The sequence below is a fragment of the Pedobacter frigidisoli genome (genome assembly GCF_032678525.1).
In the GTDB taxonomy this organism is placed as follows: Bacteria; Bacteroidota; Bacteroidia; order Sphingobacteriales; family Sphingobacteriaceae; genus Pedobacter; species Pedobacter frigidisoli_A.
Window position 1 is genome coordinate 728,879 of the sequence record NZ_JAVTSE010000002.1, and the last position, 17,998, is coordinate 746,876.

18 protein-coding genes are annotated in these 17,998 nt (G+C 38.7%); 8 read left to right on the forward strand and 10 right to left on the reverse strand.

The features are described 5' to 3' along the window. The first annotated feature begins 57 nt into the window (after nucleotides 1–57). Genes R2Q80_RS08185 through R2Q80_RS08195 form a run of 3 tightly spaced genes read left to right on the forward strand, consistent with a single transcriptional unit; the run spans nucleotide 58 to nucleotide 3,515 of the window. Nucleotides 58–2,205, forward strand: a complete 2,148-nt coding sequence (locus tag R2Q80_RS08185; RefSeq protein WP_316799127.1) for a biosynthetic peptidoglycan transglycosylase — start codon at nucleotides 58–60, stop codon at nucleotides 2,203–2,205. A 53-nt stretch (nucleotides 2,206–2,258) separates the two neighbouring features. Then, a complete protein-coding gene (hpt, locus tag R2Q80_RS08190; protein ID WP_316799128.1) occupies nucleotides 2,259–2,801 on the forward strand; it encodes a hypoxanthine phosphoribosyltransferase in 543 nt (180 codons plus the stop codon). Nucleotides 2,802–2,858: 57 nt separating this feature from the next. Continuing rightward, nucleotides 2,859–3,515 (forward strand): phosphatidylserine decarboxylase family protein, encoded by a 657-nt coding sequence (locus R2Q80_RS08195; protein ID WP_316799129.1) that lies wholly within the window; start codon nucleotides 2,859–2,861, stop codon nucleotides 3,513–3,515. A gap of 80 nt (nucleotides 3,516–3,595) precedes the next feature. On the opposite strand, the gene R2Q80_RS08200 is transcribed toward R2Q80_RS08195, so the two are convergent. The 5 genes from R2Q80_RS08200 to R2Q80_RS08220 all read right to left on the reverse strand — a co-directional run bounded on the left by R2Q80_RS08200 (nucleotide 3,596) and on the right by R2Q80_RS08220 (nucleotide 7,406). Then, a complete protein-coding gene (locus R2Q80_RS08200) occupies nucleotides 3,596–4,534 on the reverse strand; it encodes a mechanosensitive ion channel family protein (RefSeq protein ID WP_316799130.1) in 939 nt (312 codons plus the stop codon). 305 nt (nucleotides 4,535–4,839) lie between these two features. Beyond that, nucleotides 4,840–5,187 (reverse strand): 50S ribosomal protein L19, encoded by a 348-nt coding sequence (rplS, locus tag R2Q80_RS08205; RefSeq protein ID WP_410478730.1) that lies wholly within the window; start codon nucleotides 5,185–5,187, stop codon nucleotides 4,840–4,842. Between the two features lie 184 nt (nucleotides 5,188–5,371). Continuing rightward, nucleotides 5,372–6,046 carry a tRNA (guanosine(37)-N1)-methyltransferase TrmD gene (trmD, locus tag R2Q80_RS08210; protein ID WP_316799131.1) on the reverse strand — a complete coding sequence of 225 codons (675 nt, stop codon included), beginning with the start codon at nucleotides 6,044–6,046 and terminating at the stop codon, nucleotides 5,372–5,374. A gap of 129 nt (nucleotides 6,047–6,175) precedes the next feature. After that, nucleotides 6,176–6,703 (reverse strand): ribosome maturation factor RimM, encoded by a 528-nt coding sequence (rimM, locus tag R2Q80_RS08215; RefSeq protein WP_316799132.1) that lies wholly within the window; start codon nucleotides 6,701–6,703, stop codon nucleotides 6,176–6,178. 151 nt (nucleotides 6,704–6,854) lie between these two features. Continuing rightward, entirely contained in the window at nucleotides 6,855–7,406 is a 552-nt protein-coding gene (locus tag R2Q80_RS08220; RefSeq protein WP_316799133.1) for a 30S ribosomal protein S16, read from the reverse strand. A gap of 309 nt (nucleotides 7,407–7,715) precedes the next feature. On the opposite strand from R2Q80_RS08220, the gene R2Q80_RS08225 reads away from it, so the two are divergent. Continuing rightward, nucleotides 7,716–8,042, forward strand: a complete 327-nt coding sequence (locus R2Q80_RS08225; protein ID WP_047799724.1) for a heavy metal-binding domain-containing protein — start codon at nucleotides 7,716–7,718, stop codon at nucleotides 8,040–8,042. A 35-nt stretch (nucleotides 8,043–8,077) separates the two neighbouring features. Here the strand turns inward: R2Q80_RS08225 and pfkA are convergent, their stop codons facing one another. The 4 genes from pfkA to R2Q80_RS08245 form a co-directional block, all read right to left on the reverse strand. Then, nucleotides 8,078–9,061 (reverse strand): 6-phosphofructokinase, encoded by a 984-nt coding sequence (gene pfkA, locus R2Q80_RS08230; protein WP_316799134.1) that lies wholly within the window; start codon nucleotides 9,059–9,061, stop codon nucleotides 8,078–8,080. 4 nt (nucleotides 9,062–9,065) lie between these two features. Beyond that, nucleotides 9,066–10,709: a protein-disulfide reductase DsbD family protein gene (locus R2Q80_RS08235; RefSeq protein WP_316799135.1), complete on the reverse strand. Its 1,644-nt coding sequence runs from the start codon at nucleotides 10,707–10,709 to the stop codon at nucleotides 9,066–9,068. Between the two features lie 180 nt (nucleotides 10,710–10,889). Next, nucleotides 10,890–11,339 carry a protein-disulfide reductase DsbD domain-containing protein gene (locus tag R2Q80_RS08240; RefSeq protein WP_316799136.1) on the reverse strand — a complete coding sequence of 150 codons (450 nt, stop codon included), beginning with the start codon at nucleotides 11,337–11,339 and terminating at the stop codon, nucleotides 10,890–10,892. A 7-nt stretch (nucleotides 11,340–11,346) separates the two neighbouring features. Beyond that, nucleotides 11,347–12,123 carry a biotin--[acetyl-CoA-carboxylase] ligase gene (locus R2Q80_RS08245; protein ID WP_316799137.1) on the reverse strand — a complete coding sequence of 259 codons (777 nt, stop codon included), beginning with the start codon at nucleotides 12,121–12,123 and terminating at the stop codon, nucleotides 11,347–11,349. 43 nt (nucleotides 12,124–12,166) lie between these two features. Here R2Q80_RS08245 and rsfS point away from each other — a divergent pair, with 43 nt between their 5' ends. From rsfS to R2Q80_RS08265, 4 genes are all read left to right on the forward strand, one after another. Next, on the forward strand, nucleotides 12,167–12,541 hold the full coding sequence (gene rsfS, locus R2Q80_RS08250; protein ID WP_316799138.1) for a ribosome silencing factor: 375 nt from the start codon (nucleotides 12,167–12,169) through the stop codon (nucleotides 12,539–12,541). Nucleotides 12,542–12,570: 29 nt separating this feature from the next. Continuing rightward, on the forward strand, nucleotides 12,571–14,592 hold the full coding sequence (gene ftsH / locus R2Q80_RS08255; protein WP_316799139.1) for an ATP-dependent zinc metalloprotease FtsH: 2,022 nt from the start codon (nucleotides 12,571–12,573) through the stop codon (nucleotides 14,590–14,592). A gap of 65 nt (nucleotides 14,593–14,657) precedes the next feature. Continuing rightward, nucleotides 14,658–15,302, forward strand: coding sequence for a lactate utilization protein C (locus R2Q80_RS08260; RefSeq protein WP_316799140.1), 645 nt, complete (start codon nucleotides 14,658–14,660; stop codon nucleotides 15,300–15,302). A gap of 93 nt (nucleotides 15,303–15,395) precedes the next feature. Beyond that, the gene (locus R2Q80_RS08265) at nucleotides 15,396–16,475 is read left to right on the forward strand and encodes a ketoacyl-ACP synthase III (protein WP_316799141.1); all 1,080 of its coding nucleotides are present in this window, start codon (nucleotides 15,396–15,398) and stop codon (nucleotides 16,473–16,475) included. On the opposite strand, the gene R2Q80_RS08270 is transcribed toward R2Q80_RS08265, so the two are convergent. After that, nucleotides 16,472–17,956, reverse strand: coding sequence for a tetratricopeptide repeat protein (locus R2Q80_RS08270; protein WP_316799142.1), 1,485 nt, complete (start codon nucleotides 17,954–17,956; stop codon nucleotides 16,472–16,474). The two genes, R2Q80_RS08265 and R2Q80_RS08270, sit on opposite strands and share 4 nt — an antisense overlap. Nucleotides 17,957–17,998 lie beyond the last annotated feature (42 nt).

Genomic DNA, 17,998 nt, shown 5'->3' on the forward strand with positions numbered 1-17,998 from the left:
AACACGAAATAAACATTTAATTGTTACGTTTAAGCAATTAACCATTTTAACGACTATATGCGAATACCAAAAATTAAGATCCCGGGAAAATATTTAAAAATAGGGGCATGGGGCCTGGGTGTTTTTTTGATCATTTCTATAGCTTTAGGTGCTGTAGCATATAGTAAACGGGAAGCGCTTTTAAAGAAAATGGTAGCGAAAGCTATAGCAAAAGCCGAGAAAGATTATGGTCTGGAAATAAAAATTGGTTCTGCCGGTTTTACCGGATTAAGTACAGTTAAAATGACCTCGGTTTCTATCGTCCCAAAGGATAGAGATACCCTTTCTCAAATCGGAGAACTAAGCGTCGGCGTGAAGCTCTTTCCTCTTATCTTTGGCAATGTTAAACTATCTGAGGTTCAACTGGCTAACGGATTTGTTAGCATCGTATTAAAAGACTCCACATCCAATATCGATTTTCTTAAGAGAAAGAAAAAAGACAGTACAGAGAATAAAGGCAAAGCCAACCTGCCTGAATTAGCCAATAACATCCTCAATCAGGTTTTGTATAAAATCCCGGATGACATGGATGTTAAGAATCTGGTATTTAAATTCAACGATCACGATACAGCTAAACTCAGCTTCGCCACCACAGCAACTATTGATGGAGGAGATCTAAAATCAACGATAAATGTAAATCAGGGGCAATCAACGTGGCATATTGACGGGCTGGTAAAACCAGGCAGAAAGCAGTTAAGCTTTACGGCCTATGCAGATGGTAAAAAGCTCGAATTACCCTACTTAAATAACAAACTCCATGGCAAATTAAGCTTTGACACCTTGCAAACTGAACTTAAAGATGCTGGCTATAGCGGCGAGGATTATAAAATATCGGGTTCATGGTCAGTAAAAAACATGCTCATCAACCAGGCCCGTATAGCAGGAAATGATATCATTGTACAGCGTGCAAGATTAGATGCAGACGTGCTGGTTGGGCCACATTATATCGCATTAGACAGCACTTCGACAGCCTACCTCCGAGATGCTAAAATACATCCTTTTATTAAATACACACTGGGTAAAAATAAAATATACGAGTTAAAACTGAGCGCCGAAGAACAGGAAGCTCAAGCTGTCCTTGACGCCTTTCCGCAGGGCTTGTTCGAGTCGCTTGATGGATTAAAAGTAGAAGGGAAAGTGAAATACAATCTCAATTTTTACCTCGATACTGCCATTCCCGACAGTGTTCGGTTTAGTTCTACGCTTACTCCATTAAATTTTAAAATCTTACAGTGGGGCAAGACCAATCTTCAAAAAATCAATAATCCATTCATTTATACCCCTTATGAATATGGAAAGCCAATGCGAGACATCACCATTGGACCATCAAATCCAAATTTCACACCTCTAAATGCTATTTCCAAAAACTTCATTAACGCTGTATTAACTGCTGAAGATCCGTCTTTTTACACACACAATGGTTTTGTCGAAGAATCGATCCGAAAATCAATTGCAGTGAATTTTAAAGAGAAGAAATTTAAGCGGGGAGGGAGCACAATCAGCATGCAGCTGGTTAAAAATGTTTACCTGAGCAGGCAGAAAACGCTGGCACGTAAAGCCGAAGAAATATTGATTGTATGGCTTATTGAACACAACCACCTGGTGAGCAAACAGCGTATGCTCGAAGTGTATTTCAATATCATGGAACTGGGAAAGAATATTTATGGAATAGGAGAAGCATCAAGATATTACTTTGGTAAGCAACCCGCAGATTTGACCATCGGTGACGGTCTATTTTTGGCCAGTATAGTTCCAAAACCAAAGGCATCAATGTATAAATTCATGGCCGACGGCAGTTTAAAACCTTATATGTTTAATTACTTCAGGTTTATGGGGAATATTATGGCCCGCCGTGGTTTGACCCCTGCTGATACTTCAGGATATGGCTTTTATAATGTAAGGTTACGAGAAGGCCTCCGCCAATATTTAGCCCCTGACACTGCAGCGGTTGATACCACAGACTTCGATACCGATGAGGAAGACGGAATGCCACCAGTAATTATGCAAGACAAAAACAAGAGTTTATTTGATCGGATTTTTGGGGGTGGATCCAAAAAAGATACCTCTACCACAAAATCTGCAGACACTACAAAATCAAAAAAACAACTTAGGCAGGAGCGACGCGAACAAAGAAGAAGAGAAAAAGAATTAGAAAATGGACAATAGGGCCAGATTGAGTATTCTCTCTGTCTATTAATTCTCAGTTTACAAACCACCATATGCACAAAATAAAAGTAGAAGATAAAGAGTTTGAGATTTTTCTTGAAAACGAAACACTAAATAAAAGAATACGCTTATTGGGCATTCAGATCAATGTAGACTACGAAGTCAAGTGCCCTTTATTTATTGGCGTGTTAAATGGTAGTTTTTTGTTTATGGCAGATTTGATAAAAGAGATTGATGTACCTTGCGAGGTGGCTTTCATGAAAGTAGCATCTTACGAGGGAACCAGCAGCACAGGGCATATAGAGGAGTTGATTGGTTTGCCGGAAAAACTTGAAGGGCGTGACATTATAATCGTAGAAGATATTGTTGATACAGGTTTAACGCTTACCCATATTTTAAAAACAATAAAAAAGAAGAAGCCTGCTTCACTAAAGGTTGCCTCGCTTTTATTAAAGCCCTCTGCATTAAAATACGAGATTGAGGAATTAGCGTATATTGGGTTTGAAATACCAAATGAATTTGTTGTTGGATATGGATTGGACTACAATGGGCTAGGTAGAAATCTAACTGACATATACAGGGCTACCACAGCATAACTTTACATTCTATTAATTATTTTTTTGCACCTTTGCGCAAAAATCATTTCAAATACAATGACTATACATAAAGAAGGCTACACAACCATTGCCATTACTATCTTACTCATTTTTGTAATCAATGCCGTTATTGACTACAAATATTATGACATTACGTGGCTACGTTGGTTTATCTATATTTTCTCCGCTGCGTTATTTATCATTGTGCTGCAATTCTTCCGGAATCCAAGCCGGACTTTTTCCGCAGGAGACCATCTCGTAATCTGCCCTGCAGACGGTAAAGTGGTCGTAATTGAAGAAACTGAAGAAGGAGAATATTTTAAAGACAAACGACTACAGGTTTCCATCTTTATGTCTCCGGTAAACGTTCACATTAACCGTAATCCTATCTCTGGTGTGGTTAAGTTTTTCAAATACCATCCAGGTAAGTATCTGGCAGCATGGAATCCTAAATCATCTACAGAAAACGAGCGGACTACAACAGTTGTAGAACATAAAAACGGCACTCCGGTACTCTTTCGTCAAATTGCAGGCGCATTAGCTCGCCGGATTGTGTGGTATGTAAAAGAAGGCGATCAGGTTAAACAAACTGAGCAGTTCGGGTTCATTAAATTTGGATCAAGAGTAGATGTTTTTCTTCCTGTAGGCACAAAGGTCAACGTAGAATTAAATCAGGTAGTTAAAGGTGGGATTACCACATTAGCCACACTATAATGCGTGGTTAAAATAAAACTATAATTCTAAAAGAGGGTCAATTAATATCAATTGACCCTCTTTTACTTTAACGTTCTTTGTCAGTCGGTTGCATCATCTCCAACCTCTTTTTCGTGATCACCGCCAAGTGGTCTGTCGCTTATCAATCTTTGTGTAGGATAAGCAAAATCTGATTTGTTTCTCATCACAATGTCCATAATCTCGAGATTAATTTCCTGCCTGATTTTAATGAATTCTGTATTATCCAGGATGGTGACGAAGTAGGAGATTTCAACATTGAGACCTGAATCACCAAAACTTTTGAAAGCAACACTCCCATCGGTAGTACCACTATGTGAACGGATATGAGTTTCAATATCTGAAACAATTTTCTTCACAGAATCTCCTGTTGTTTCATATGTCAACCCGATGGTAAATGCTACCTTTCTAAGGTTACGTAGAGACAGATTTTCCAATACCCCATCAATCATACCTCTGTTGGGAATGGTGGCCATTGTTTTTTCAGATGTACGGATCCTGGTACTTCTAAAACCAACTTTTTCAACCGTCCCTTCAACCCCATCTACCTTAACCAAGTCACCAACAACAAATGGTTTATCAAGAAAAATGGTAAATGATCCAATTAAATTTTCCAGGCTCTCTTTAGCTGCCAGGGCGATAGCAATACCTCCTATACCTAACCCTGTAATCAGCGTGAGTACATTTACTTCGAAAACGAAACCCAGCAATGTAAAGAATCCGATGAAAATGACAATCGTTTTAAACAACTCTTTAAGAAAAGGAACAAGCTGATCATCGGACTTATTATCAGTTAATGAGGCTTTGTATAATAGCACATGGCTAATAAAGTCGATTATTCTTAATATAATCCAGAAAATGGAGAGGATGATCATGAACAGGAATATCCTGTCAATACAATCTCCAATGCTTACAGGAATAGACTCTTTAACTTTTCCAACAAGCTTACTATAATGGAATACCGCAACCTCTAAGGGGTGTTTGAGCTGATTGATAGACAAATATAATGTTGAAAGCAATATAAAGGTCTCTATGGGCTTAATGAGCAGTGATACAAACGCATCATCATGAGACTGACTGGAAAAGCTCCTGAAGAGCTTAAATAATAGCTTACTTAAAAGTCTTGAGACAATACGCTTAAATAGTAGCCCTATAAAAAGAATGCCTCCAAACAGACAATAAGCCTTAATGCTGTTGCCCCAAAATATTTGATCAAAAAAAACAGAATCCAACATAAAAAATAAGGTGTAAACAAAAAAACCTCCACGAAATTAATCGTGAAGGCTATATCTTATAATAAAGAATATTATTTTCTTAAAGATTTGATACGAGCAGCTTTACCAGTTAAAGCACGTAGGTAGAATAATTTTGCTCTACGAACTTTACCATAACTATTCACTTCTACTTTCTCGATGTTTGGAGAACTAAAAGGGAAAATACGCTCAACACCAATACCATTGCTAATTTTACGCACAGTGAAAGTCTCGTTTGCACCAGCACTGTTACGTTGAATTACAACACCTTGGTAAATCTGAATACGCTCTTTATTACCTTCGCGAATTTTATAGTGTACGCTCACTGTATCGCCAGACTTGAACGCAGGAAAATCTTTTTTCGCGATGGCCTGCTCTTCAACAAATTTTACTAAATCCATGATTTTAAGCTATTAAATCGATATTTCAACCCGTGAAATTCGGATTGCAATATTAGGGATTTTTTTTTAATAAAAAAAACCTTTTTTATTTTTTCCACAATCTTTTAGAAATCCACATTTACAGAATGTAATCACTTATGTCTCAAAAGATCAGCAGAGGGACAAAAGCAACAAAAACTTCATTTTATTCCAACAGATCCGGGCGACGTTGTCTGGTACGCTCCAACGCCTGCTCATGCCTCCATTCGTTAACCTTTGCCTCATGCCCACTTAACAAAACATCTGGTACTTTGTGCCCCCTCCAGTCTGCCGGACGGGTATACACAGGTGCATCCAGCAGCTCTCCCTGAAAACTGTCAGAAAGGGCAGAAGTCTCATCGTTCAAAACTCCGGGAATAAGACGCACTACAGCGTCAACAACGATAGCCGCAGGCAATTCTCCGCCACTTAGCACATAGTCGCCAACCGAAATTTCACGCGTAACGAAAATATCGCGGATACGCTGGTCAATCCCTTTGTAATGGCCACAAAGAATAATGATATTCTTTTTAATGGATAATTCATTCGCTGTGGTTTGATTAAGTGTTACGCCATCAGGACTCATAAAAATGATCTCATCATATGCCCGCTCATCAAGCAATTTTTCTATACAGGCCGCGAATGGCTCTATGCTCATTACCATGCCGCTGCCACCGCCATATTGATAGTCATCAACACTCTTTTGTTTATTTGTTGCATAATCCCTAAGGTTATGCACTACAATTTCGGCTAAACCTTTTTTTTGAGCACGATGCAAAATAGAATGAGCAAAAGGACTTTCTAACAGAGCTGGAAGTACAGTAATAATATCAAAACGCATAGTACAAAGGTAACTCAACTTTATGTAATATTAAATAACTGGATAATTCAATGAGTATCTACTTTTGAAAAGTATAATCATCATCATATACCGCGATAGAATAATATTTGGCGCAACAAAAATGTCCCCCTACTGATCTAAATAAATATCCAGCAATCCCTCTGGCAAATCCAGCATCAGGATCTTTTCTTCATCATCAATTTCAACGATAAAGTCCTCATTTAAAGGAAAAAGGATTTCAGTCTCTTGATATAAAACAGTTGCAACAAATTGCTGTGGATATTCATTGACTTCTATAATCTCACCGAGCTCTCCAAGAACTTCATCGACGGCTTTAAAGCCTTTTAAATCAGTATAAAAAAACTCATCCTCATCCCGCTCCGGCATTTGGCTAAGCGGAAGATAAAGTTTTTTTTTAAGCAGGGATTGAGCTTTATCAATATGATCGAGATCGTCGAAGTTAAAATAACCAGTTTTATTGGCTTGTAGTTTAGCAGAAGCAACAAAATAGGGCACAAGCTTGCCGTTCATATCAGCAAAAACCACATCAAAGCTTAATTGCTCATAATCATCAAATTCGAAAAAAACCTGAACCTCACCCTTTAAACCCCGGGTTTTCGTTACGTAACCTATGTAAAATGCCTCTTCGTGTTTCATTATCTTAATTAATAATTATTGTTGTTGCGAAAAGAAATAACCAGAGATGAGTTGCCCCATAAAACAGTGGTATTTATCACTATGAATGGTTTTAAATAAAAATAGCGTTCCGATAATCGAAACGCTATTTTAATTTAAGAAAGAGGGAAAATTATTCTGCTCCTTCTGTAGTAGTTTCTGCCGCAGGAGCTTCTTCAGTTGCCTCAGCAGCTGGAGCTTCTTCTTCAACAACCTCTTCTGCAACTGGTGCATTTTTAGCTGCGATTGCTGCCGCTCTGTCTTCTTTTTTCTTAGCTTCCGCCGCTAATGCTGCTTTACGCGCATCTGCTTTCGAAGTAGCTAAACCTTCTGTTTTACCAGAGATTTTGTTTGCTTTAGAATCTAACCATGCAGTGAATTTCTCATCAGCCTGCTCTTGAGTTAAAGCACCTTTTTTAACTCCACCTTCTAAGTGTTTTTTATATAAAACACCTTTGTAAGATAGAATAGCACGAGCTGTATCAGTTGGTTGTGCACCACTGTTAACCCAGGCTAAAGTTTTTTCGAAGTTAATTTCGATAGTAGCAGGATTGGTATTTGGGTTATAAGAACCTAAACGCTCAATAAATTTACCATCACGTGGAGAGCGAGAATCTGCTACCACAACGTGGAAAAAAGGCTTTCCTTTTTTACCGAATCTTTGCAATCTGATTTTAGTTGCCATTTCTTATCGTATTTATGTATTCAACATAGTTCCCGGAGTTACATACTGCGGGGCTGCAAAGATAACTAAAATACTGTAAATTAAAAACATAGTTTAATTTCTTTATTTTCAGACCCTTTAAGCGAAATATTTGCAGATACATGTGGCAAAAACGGGCAAAACTAAGGTAAGGAACTAAGCCAGGCATCTGGTATTGAAATGTTGATTATAATACTGCTCCTTGTAGTGTTTCAAAAGTAAAATGGAAGTCCAATATTGGCAAGTGTAACAATTAAGGTTTAAAGGCTTCTAATTATAAAAACGAAAACTATGTTACTTACCACAACGCCTTCGGTTGAGGGCAAAAAAATTGTAAAATATGTCGGTTTGGTTACCGGAGAAACCATTATTGGTGCAAATATTTTTAAAGATTTATTCGCTGGTATAACGGATATTGTTGGTGGAAGGTCAAGTTCTTATGAACGCGTGTTAAGAGAAGGGAAGGACACTGCACTAAATGAAATGCAACAATATGCAGCGGCACTGGGTGCTAACGCAATCGTTGGTATAGACCTGGATTATGAAACGGTAGGTAGTGGAGGCAGCATGCTTATGGTAAGCGCCAATGGTACTGCCGTTATTCTGGAAGATCTATAAAAACAATCGGGCTCCAGATTGTGGAGCCCGATTGTTTAAAAAGAAAGGATATCGATCAGCTTCAACCATGTTGAGCTCACCTTTTCTGCATCAATATGTTTAATGGCATGATCAAACGGCGTAAACACGATTTCGCGATTCATTTGCCCAGCCATTACACGGCTTTCGCCATTGATTAATCCTTCAACCGCAGCAACCCCCAGCTGGCTCGCTAAAACCCGATCCATGCACGTAGGTTTGCCTCCACGCTGAATGTGTCCCAAAATCGAAACTTTAGTGTCGTAATGAGGATATTTTTCCTGTAAAATTTCTCCCACTTTAAATGCGCCACCAGTGTCGTCCCCTTCGGCAACGATAATAATTTTTGACGCTTTATCTTTACGGCTATGCTCCAATTTATGAAGAATATCATCCGCATTCATATTAGCTTCAGGAATCATTATTGCCTCTGCGCCAACTCCAATACCACTTCTCAACGCAATTAAACCCGAGTCACGGCCCATCACCTCAACGATAAAAAGCCTGTCGTGAGATTCTGCCGTGTCTCTGATGCGGTCAACAGCATCGATAACAGTGTTTAATGCAGAGTCATAACCAATCGTAAAGTCTGTTCCTGCCAAATCGTTATCGATAGTGCCAGGCAAACCAATGATCGGTAAATCGTGTTCCTTGGAAAAAACATTCGCCCCGGTAAATGTTCCATCTCCACCAATAACAACTAAAGCATCCACAGCCTGAGCTTTTAAATTCTGGTATGCCTGATTACGGCCTTCAATGGTTCTGAAAGCATCGCTTCGCGCAGTTTTGAGAATTGTTCCACCCCGCTGGATAATGTTGGCCACTGATTTACGGTCCATAGGAACAAAATCATTGTTAATCAAGCCCTCATATCCGCGAACAAATCCAACAACTTCAATATCGTAATAAATTGAAGCCCTTACTACAGCTCTGATTGCAGCGTTCATGCCTGGCGAATCGCCACCAGAGGTTAAAACACCTATTTTCTTAATTTTATTCATTTTACTATTTATTTGCAAATGCAGCAAGACCCTTATCAAGATATTGCAGATATGCATCTATATTAAATTCAACGCCTATTGGAGGAGAAACCAGTTCTTTTTCATCTGTGCCCAAAAGTACATAATACGGCTGCGAAATGGTGTTAAATCTTTCGGCTTGTAAATGCTTAAACTTTTTCCCCACAGTATTAACTCTTGTTTCCAGAACCTTTGAATCAAATTGTTCAGACTCTGGCAAGGCGGTTTTATCATCTGTGTACAAAGAGACAACGATATAGTCCTCTTTCAACTTTTTTAATACCCGGGGATCAGACCATACCCTCGCTTCCATTTCCCTGCAATTCACACAACCGTGACCAGTAAAATCCAAAAACAAGGGTTTTTTAACCTCTTTAGCATAGGCCAGCGCCTCTTCGTAATCGAAGAAGCCGTCTATCTGATGTGGAATATGTAAAAAATCAGCATACTTCCTTTTTGAGTGCGTTGCCGCATTGGGAGATACTGCCGAACCATTCTCTTGTCCTAATACAAAATCTTGGGTAGACATTGGTGGAACCAACGCACTTACTGCTTTTAATGGCGCCCCAAATAAACCCGGTATTAAATAAAATGCGAAAGTAAAGGCAATCCCCGCGATAAATAATCTGGCAGTCGACACGTATGGCAAATCGCTATCGTGCGAAAACTTAATCTTTCCAATAATGTAAAAACCAAGTATAAATGCAATTACGATCCAAATGGAAATAAATACCTCTCTGTCCAATATCCCCCAGTGATAAGCTAAATCCGCGGTTGATAAAAATTTAAGTGCCAGGGCAATTTCAATAAGGCCTAAAACCACTTTAACAGCATTCAGCCAACCACCTGACTTTGGCAACCCCGTAAGCCAGCTTGGAAATATGGCAAATACTACAAATATTAAAGCCAATGCAAGAGAGAAGCCAAACATTCCCATCACAGGAGCTAAGAAACCTCCGCTTTGTCCAACGGTAACAAGCAGTGTTCCGATCAGAGGCCCGGTACAGGAGAAGGAAACAACGGCAAGTGTCGCCGCCATAAAAAATATCCCAGTCAACCCCTTGGAATCAGACTTAGAGTCCATTTTATTTACAAAAGAACTTGGAAGGGTAATCTCAAATGCTCCCAAAAATGAAACACCGAAAATTAAAAGCACCAGGAAGATAAATACATTGAAGAAACCATCAGTAGCAAGCTCATTCAGTGCACTTGCACCAAAAATTACAGTGATTAAGAGCCCCAGTAGCACATATATTACAATAATAGAAACGCCATAAATAACAGCACCTTGTATACCCTTACCTTTGGTTTCGGCTCTTTTGGTAAAATAGCTTACAGTCAATGGCACCATAGGAAATATACATGGCAATAAAAAGGCAATTAAGCCAGCAATAAATCCGGCAGCAAAAACGGAAAATAAACTATCCCCACCTTTTTGTCCCGTAACAGCTTCCATTTTATCTGCCGAAGCAACGGAATCCTTTTTTATCGTGTCCTGAACAATGCCATTTGCTGCACTATCTGCCGCTGAGCCAACCTCCGTAAAAACGACATCATCAGGTACGCTGGCTGATGTGGTATCCTGCGCCTGAATGGCATAACTTTTAACAGCCGGTAATGCTAAGAACATTATGGCCGTTAATAACAATAATAAAACCTTTTTCATTTGTGTGTGTGTGTTGAAGGCGTGAAATTAAGAATAATTTTTAAAGGCTGGGACCGAGGGAGCTGTAAGGAAAAAGATTTTACTTTAAAAAGAAACAGTCCCGAGTTCTTCGGGACTGTATATAACTAATTTGTTATCAATTATTTATTTAACGGGAACACTGAATTCAACCTCTTCCGGTGGCAAACATTGCTTATCATTACAAACCATAAACTCAACTTTACCTTTAATAGTTGTTGCGCCTTTATTCAATTTTACTTTTTGTTGGAAAATTACCGATTTCTCAAAATAACTTACATTCATTTTAAAAGTACTCTCATATTTGGTTATCGCCTTTGGTTCAATAGTTTTGCCGATTAGTGAGAAATCTTTCGACGGAGCGAAAGTAAATGTTGTTTTAACAGGTCCGCCGTCTTTTACATTCTGAGAATAAATGTGCCATCTATCGTCAATTGTTGCCTTAATATACAAAACAGCTTCTGTACTGCTAATTTTTTTTGCAGAATACGCCCAGGTAACAGGTTTCTCAATTTGTGCGAAGGCACCAAACAGGGTAAATAATACCATTGAAACCACTAAAGTGATTTTTTTCATTGTGTGTTTATTTTGTGTGTGTAAATTCTAATTCTTTAAAGTTAAAAGATTTTAAAATGCCATCAACCTCTATCAAAAGCTGCCCGCGTTCTGCAACTCCTTTAATCGAGCCGCTAAAAAACTGCTCACCTTGCCTATATTCTGCAAGCTTATCGAAAAGATAAAGTTGCCGCATATATAAATCCATCAAAAATTCATACCTACCTGATTTCAAAATTAGGTAGTATTTTTCCATATAAACGAATAATTTATCCATAATATCCATTATTTCAACAGATCTATGTAAAATTTGAATTACTGAGGTAGCCTTGTGCCTGATACTGGCGGAAAATTCTTCTTGATTAATATTCAAACCTATGCCAATAACAGATGTCTTAATGGAAGATCCTGACAGTGTATTTTCTATTAAAATTCCGCCAATCTTTTTGTTTTGATGATAAATATCGTTGGGCCATTTAATACTGATTCCATCTGGAATAAAAACCATTAAAGCTTCGCTAACGGCCAAACTAACAGCAATGTTTAAATAAAACTGTCTGTGCAAAGGCAAAAAGAACGGACGAAAATAAACGCTTGTACTAATATTTTTACCTGGTTCCGTTTGCCAGACATTTTCAACCTGTCCTCTTCCGGCATACTGATTGTCTGCCATAATTACAGTACCTTCAGCTAATGGCTCGGAATTTGACGCCAAATCTTTTAAAAAGTTATTAGTAGAATCAATCTCTTTCAACTTGATTAAATTTTGACCTACAAATAGTGTTGAAAAAGTGTTATTTTGCAATGTTGAATTGATAGAGTTATAATTCCAAAATTAAAGTATTTTAATGGTAAAAAAGAAAATAGTAGCCCTTTCTACATACCTTTCAGAATTGGCCGTCCATGGCATTCAGGAAAAAAAGGGAGAAGATATCGTGCGGTTAGACCTAACTAATATTCACACATCAGTAGCAGATTATTTTATTATCGCGAGCGCTAACTCGGGAACACAAGTCAAAGCAATTGCCGATAGTGTTGAGAAAGAAATATATAAGGCCACTCAGAGCGACCCACGACACAAAGAGGGCCTTGAATCAGCCGACTGGATAATACTGGATTATTTCGATGTGGTTGTGCACATATTTAAGACAGAAAAACGCCACTTTTATGGCATAGAAGAACTTTGGGGAGATGCAGAAAGCACAAATTATCAAAGCGCATAACCAGTTGAACCACAATTTTGAAAAACAAAATGAACGAAAACCAAAATATTAACGACAATAAACAAGGAAAGAAGCTTCCAAATATCCCCAAAAAGCCTCAAAAGGGGTCTAAATTCAATATTTTCTGGATATATGCAGCAATAATTGTTGCAATTGTTGCAGCCCAATTCTTTTTCACAAGCGACAGTGGTAAGAAAGTAACTTACGAGGTATTTGAAAGTAAAATACTTATCCCGGGTGATGTGGATAAAATTGTTGCCTATCAAAGTGAGGATCTTGTTAGGGCAGAGGTGTACATCAATAAAGATAGCCTTGATAAAAAGCCCTTTTATAAATCGCTAAAGAGCGCTAGTTCGGTCAACTTCTCAAACACGCCGGTACCGACTGTTTATTTTGAAGTTGGCGGTAAATTTGCAGATCTAACCGCGAAACTAAAAGATTCGCAATCTAGTCTCCCTGCAGGTAGAAAGGCAATTTCTTACATTCCTGAAAACCGCAGCAGTCCGTTTGCCAGCTGGTTTTTAAGCATCATATTACCAGTACTTCTTTTAATCGGTTTCTGGATTTTCATGATGCGTAGAATGGGCGGCGGCGCCGGAGGCGGGGGCCAGATCTTCAGCATAGGCAAATCTAAAGCAACCTTATTTGACAAGGAGAGCCAGGTAAATATCACTTTCAATGATGTTGCAGGATTAGAAGAAGCTAAAACAGAGGTGATGGAGATCGTTGATTTCTTAAAAAACCCTAAAAAATATACAGATCTTGGAGGTAAAATTCCAAAAGGTGCACTTTTGGTTGGTTCTCCAGGTACAGGAAAAACATTATTAGCGAAAGCAGTTGCCGGAGAAGCGCAAGTTCCTTTCTTTTCTTTATCAGGCTCAGACTTTGTAGAAATGTTCGTTGGCGTGGGTGCATCTCGCGTGCGCGATTTGTTTAAGCAGGCTAAAGATAAATCCCCATGTATCATCTTTATTGATGAGATTGATGCCATTGGTCGTGCCCGTGGTAAAAACGGAGTAATGGGTGGAAACGACGAACGCGAAAACACCCTAAATCAACTTCTTGTAGAAATGGATGGTTTCGGAACCAATACACATGTCATTATCCTTGCAGCCACTAACCGTGCCGATGTTCTTGACAAAGCATTACTGAGGGCCGGACGTTTTGATAGACAAATTTATGTAGACCTGCCAGATGTTATCGAACGTAAGCAGATCTTTGAAGTGCACATCGGACCTTTAAAGAAATCTGAAGAACTGGATACAGAATTTCTGGCAAAACAAACTCCAGGATTTTCGGGTGCAGATATCGCGAATGTGTGTAATGAGGCAGCGTTAATAGCTGCCCGCAAAAATAAAACAGCTGTAGACAAACAAGATTTCCTTGATGCGGTAGACCGTATAGTTGGTGGATTAGAAAAGAAAAATAAAATTGTAACCCCGAGCGAAAAACGCGCGATAGCCATTCATGAAGCTGGACATGCTACGGTAAGCTGGTTACTGGAACATGCGGCACCTCTTGTTAAAGTGACCATCGTTCCCCGCGGACAAAGCCTGGGAGCTGCATGGTATCTTCCTGAAGAAAGATCAATTGTCCGTCCACACCAGATGCTGGATGAAATGTGCGCAACAATGGGAGGAAGAGCAGCGGAAAAAGTAATGTTTGATACCATTTCAACCGGAGCATTAAGCGATCTGGAGAAGGTAAACAAACAAGCCAGGGCAATGGTTACCATCTATGGCTTAAATGAGAAATTGGGAAATATTACATATTATGATTCTTCAGGTCAGAATGAATATAGTTTTTCAAAACCATACTCTGAAGAAACTGCATTAACCATTGATAAAGAAATCTCTATCTTAATTGAAGGTCAGTATCAAAGAGCAATCAATCTTCTTGAAGAAAACAAAGACAAACTGATACAGCTCGCTGATATTTTAATTGAAAAAGAGGTATTATTCAAAGATGATTTAGAGCAGATTTTTGGCAAGCGATTATTCGGAAGCGAAGAAAGCGGTAACACAGGACACATAAGTCCCGTAGAAGCATAAATAAATAGTTTCTATTAATTACATTTGCTACCCTGTTTTAATTATCAGGGTAGCTTTTTTTTATAATGAAAGATAACACGACAGCAAAGGAGCAGATCCTTAAAAAGATAAGAAAAGCACTTTTAGAAAAGCGTGAAAACCCTTATCCTAATTTAGAAGAAACCAAGCTCTATAAGAAAAATACAGATGAACTAGAGGTCTTGTTTGCTGAACAACTAACCGCGGTTTCAGGGAACTTTATCTTCTGCGAAGATGGTATCGATTTTTTTGAAAATATGCTGCAACTTGCCGACAAATTCAAATGGCGAAAAATCTACTGCTGGGAACCTGAACTGCAAGCCTTTTTAAGTAAATATGAATTTCCTTTTTACCAAACCGATAAAGATTTCGAACAGGCGGAAGTTGGTATAACCATGTGCGAAGCACTGGTAGCCCGAAATGGAAGCGTAATGGTATCCAATCAAAGTGCAGCAGGACGCAGGCTGAGCATTTTCCCTCATCATCATATTGTAATTGCTAAAACTAGTCAGTTAGTTTTAGACCTTAAAGATGCTTTTGCGCTATTAAGGAATAAATATGGAAACCAGATTCCTTCCATGATCAGCAACATTACTGGCCCTAGCAGAACAGCTGATATTGAAAAAACACTTGTTCTCGGAGCACACGGTCCAAAAGAACTTTTCGTATTTTTAATAGACGATTTTAACTAAACTAGAAATACTATTTTAGTTAAAAATTTCGTATTCTAAATTATTAACCATAGTTTTATACTACATACCGATTTAGTATGCGGTATTATAATTATGAGCAAAGCGATCAATACAGTAATTACCGGTACCGGAAGTTATATTCCTGAGAACATCATTTCTGGTAACGAATTCCTTAACTCCACGTTTTTCGAAAACGGAAATCGACTGGAGAAAGAAAATGCAGAGATTATTCATAAATTCTCTGAAATTACGGAAATTGTTGAGCGCCGGTATGCATGTCCCGGGCAATTAAGCAATCATATTGGTGCTAAAGCCGCTGAACAGGCAATTCAAAATGCTGGTATTGATAAAGAGTCTCTCGACTACATTATCTTCTGCCATAATTTTGGAGACATTCCTCTCAATAGTAACCGTACTGATGTTTTGCCGTCTTTGGCGGCAAAAGTAAAACAGCAGTTGGGTATTGTAAATCCGGATTGTGTAGCTTACGATATCATTTTTGGATGTCCGGGATGGGTTCAGGGATCTATACAAGCTGATTATTTTATCAAGAGTGGCGATGCCAAACGTGTGCTTGTAATTGGAGCCGAAACCCTTAGCCGTATCATTGACCCGCACGACAGAGATAGCATGATATTTTCTGATGGGGCAGGAGCAGTTATCTTTGAAGGCAAAGAAGAGGAGGAAGATAAGAAAGGGATCCTTGCCCACAAAACCGAAACACATGCGGTAAATTATGGTAATTTACTCACCATGGGGAAAGGCTCACACCCTGAAGAAACAAGCGGAAACTACTACCTGAAAATGAATGGCAGAAAACTTTATGAATTTGCTGTTGTACAGGTTCCTCAGGTGATAAAAAAGGCCATTGATAAAGCAGGGCTGGATGTTGAAGATGTAAATATCGTATTTGTTCATCAGGCAAATGGCAAAATGGATACTGCCATCATGAAACGCCTGTTTAAACTTTATGGAAAGGAGACGGTTCCTGAAAACCTCGTTCCGATGACGATCTCCTGGCTGGGAAACAGTTCGGTTGCAACCGTACCCACCCTCCTGGATTTGGTTCTGAAAGGACAGGTGCAGGGCTATAAAGTGAAAGAAGGAGATATCGCTGTATTTGCATCAGTTGGAGCAGGAATGCATATTAATGCATTTGTATATCGGTTTTAATTAATTCGCTTCAAACCGGCTTTTGCCTGGCTTTCAATACTGCTCTCATATTCGTGATTCCTCATCGATATTGCAAGGTTAAAGGCCTCCCTCGCCTTGGCAATATTATTTTTTTGCTCATAAACTTTTCCCATTTGCAAAGCTGCATTTGCAGCAAAATAATATTTTTGGTTTTTACCAAGGTTAATGGTATTCTGATAAGCTGCTAGTGCTTGCTCGTCTTTGCCCAGATCGTCATATATTCGACCAAGGCGATAATTAAATTCAATTTTATCACGCTCATTTGCAAAGTCAGCCGTCTTTTTATCATCAAGGATTTGCATTCCCTTTGCAAAATATCCACCATCAAAAAGAAGTCTTGCTTTCAATAAGTCTAGATTTGGAATTAATCCATTGGCGTCATTCTTTGCCTGCTTGTCTTTTTCCATATAACTATAGCCATTGTTTATTGCTTTAGCACAATAAGCACTGTAGCCACTCTTATCGCCTTTGAGTAACGAAATCCAGGCTAAATGAAGGTTTGCATCTTTGATGAAATTTACACCTTTATTTGATTGCAGAAATCGATTGAAACACGAGCTCGCATTGAGGTCCAGTTTATTTAATCTCGCAACCCCCTCCAGATATTCTAAATAAGGAAAAGATTGATAAAGACCTCCATCAGGTTTTTTCGACAAAATTGATATTGCCTCCTCACTATGTGAGTTTTTGATACAAACATAGCCCTGCAAATAACTCTTCAATAAACTTGTGTCAGCAATCCGCTCAGTATATTTCATGGTTTTAGAATAGGCTGATGAACTATGTGCAACATCGGTTAACACATATGCATAATAAAACACAACCTCTTCATAAAATGGCTCGTAAGTAGATTTGGGCAAATTATTTGCAAGTCGCTCAAACATATCTAACCCGGTTTGCAAATTACCTTTTATGCCGAAGGTTGAAAGCGCAGTCTTTAACGCTCCATCCGGGAGATTTCCAAGCACTGCATTGATCAATCCAAGCCCTTTATAATTAAGATGAAAATTAGGAAACTTCTTTGCATTTTCCACTAACAAGCCATTGGCTCGTTTCACCTCCATTGCTGCATTAAAATATTCACCAAACCGGCCTCGAATTAAAGCCCACTGAAGATTAATTTCTGCCTGTGCATACAAGTAGTAAGGCGATCCTTTATCATCCTCACTGATCTGATCTAGCCTTACCGATTTATTTCCTTTTAGTCTGTCAAAATCTGCCTTACTTTCCGATGTAAGGACAGTAAAATAATCAACATAATTTTCCAATAGCGGTATAATGGAATTATTTGGACGTTGTCTTTTTTCAGTTGAAATATAAGCCCGGGCATTTCCAAGCTTTAGCTCGAAAATGCTTTTATAGGCATTCAAACAGTTAGCATTAAAATCGAAATTGGCGAACAAAGACAGGGGAGAGGTAATGAGTAAAATCAGGACAAATAAACGTATGCATTTAGCCATTCGTAGAGGTTTCGGTTAAGCGCTGAATAAACAGCAGAAATT

Bases quoted from the DNA above. Each gene is read 5' to 3' on its own strand.
- R2Q80_RS08235 (WP_316799135.1), bottom strand. From the start codon at position 10,709: ATGTTCTTAGCATTACCGGCTGTTAAAAGTTATGCCATTCAGGCGCAG.
- trmD (WP_316799131.1), bottom strand. From the start codon at position 6,046: ATGCGTTTTGATATTATTACTGTACTTCCAGCTCTGTTAGAAAGTCCT.
- rplS (WP_410478730.1), bottom strand. From the start codon at position 5,187: ATGGATTTAGTAAAATTTGTTGAAGAGCAGGCCATCGCGAAAAAAGAT.
- R2Q80_RS08270 (WP_316799142.1), bottom strand. From the start codon at position 17,956: ATGGCTAAATGCATACGTTTATTTGTCCTGATTTTACTCATTACCTCT.
- R2Q80_RS08195 (WP_316799129.1), top strand. From the start codon at position 2,859: ATGACTATACATAAAGAAGGCTACACAACCATTGCCATTACTATCTTA.
- R2Q80_RS08220 (WP_316799133.1), bottom strand. From the start codon at position 7,406: ATGGCAACTAAAATCAGATTGCAAAGATTCGGTAAAAAAGGAAAGCCT.
- rsfS (WP_316799138.1), top strand. From the start codon at position 12,167: ATGGTAAAAAAGAAAATAGTAGCCCTTTCTACATACCTTTCAGAATTG.
- R2Q80_RS08265 (WP_316799141.1), top strand. From the start codon at position 15,396: ATGAGCAAAGCGATCAATACAGTAATTACCGGTACCGGAAGTTATATT.
- ftsH (WP_316799139.1), top strand. From the start codon at position 12,571: ATGAACGAAAACCAAAATATTAACGACAATAAACAAGGAAAGAAGCTT.
- hpt (WP_316799128.1), top strand. From the start codon at position 2,259: ATGCACAAAATAAAAGTAGAAGATAAAGAGTTTGAGATTTTTCTTGAA.
- rimM (WP_316799132.1), bottom strand. From the start codon at position 6,703: ATGAAACACGAAGAGGCATTTTACATAGGTTACGTAACGAAAACCCGG.
- R2Q80_RS08225 (WP_047799724.1), top strand. From the start codon at position 7,716: ATGTTACTTACCACAACGCCTTCGGTTGAGGGCAAAAAAATTGTAAAA.
- R2Q80_RS08260 (WP_316799140.1), top strand. From the start codon at position 14,658: ATGAAAGATAACACGACAGCAAAGGAGCAGATCCTTAAAAAGATAAGA.
- R2Q80_RS08185 (WP_316799127.1), top strand. From the start codon at position 58: ATGCGAATACCAAAAATTAAGATCCCGGGAAAATATTTAAAAATAGGG.
- pfkA (WP_316799134.1), bottom strand. From the start codon at position 9,061: ATGAATAAAATTAAGAAAATAGGTGTTTTAACCTCTGGTGGCGATTCG.
- R2Q80_RS08240 (WP_316799136.1), bottom strand. From the start codon at position 11,339: ATGAAAAAAATCACTTTAGTGGTTTCAATGGTATTATTTACCCTGTTT.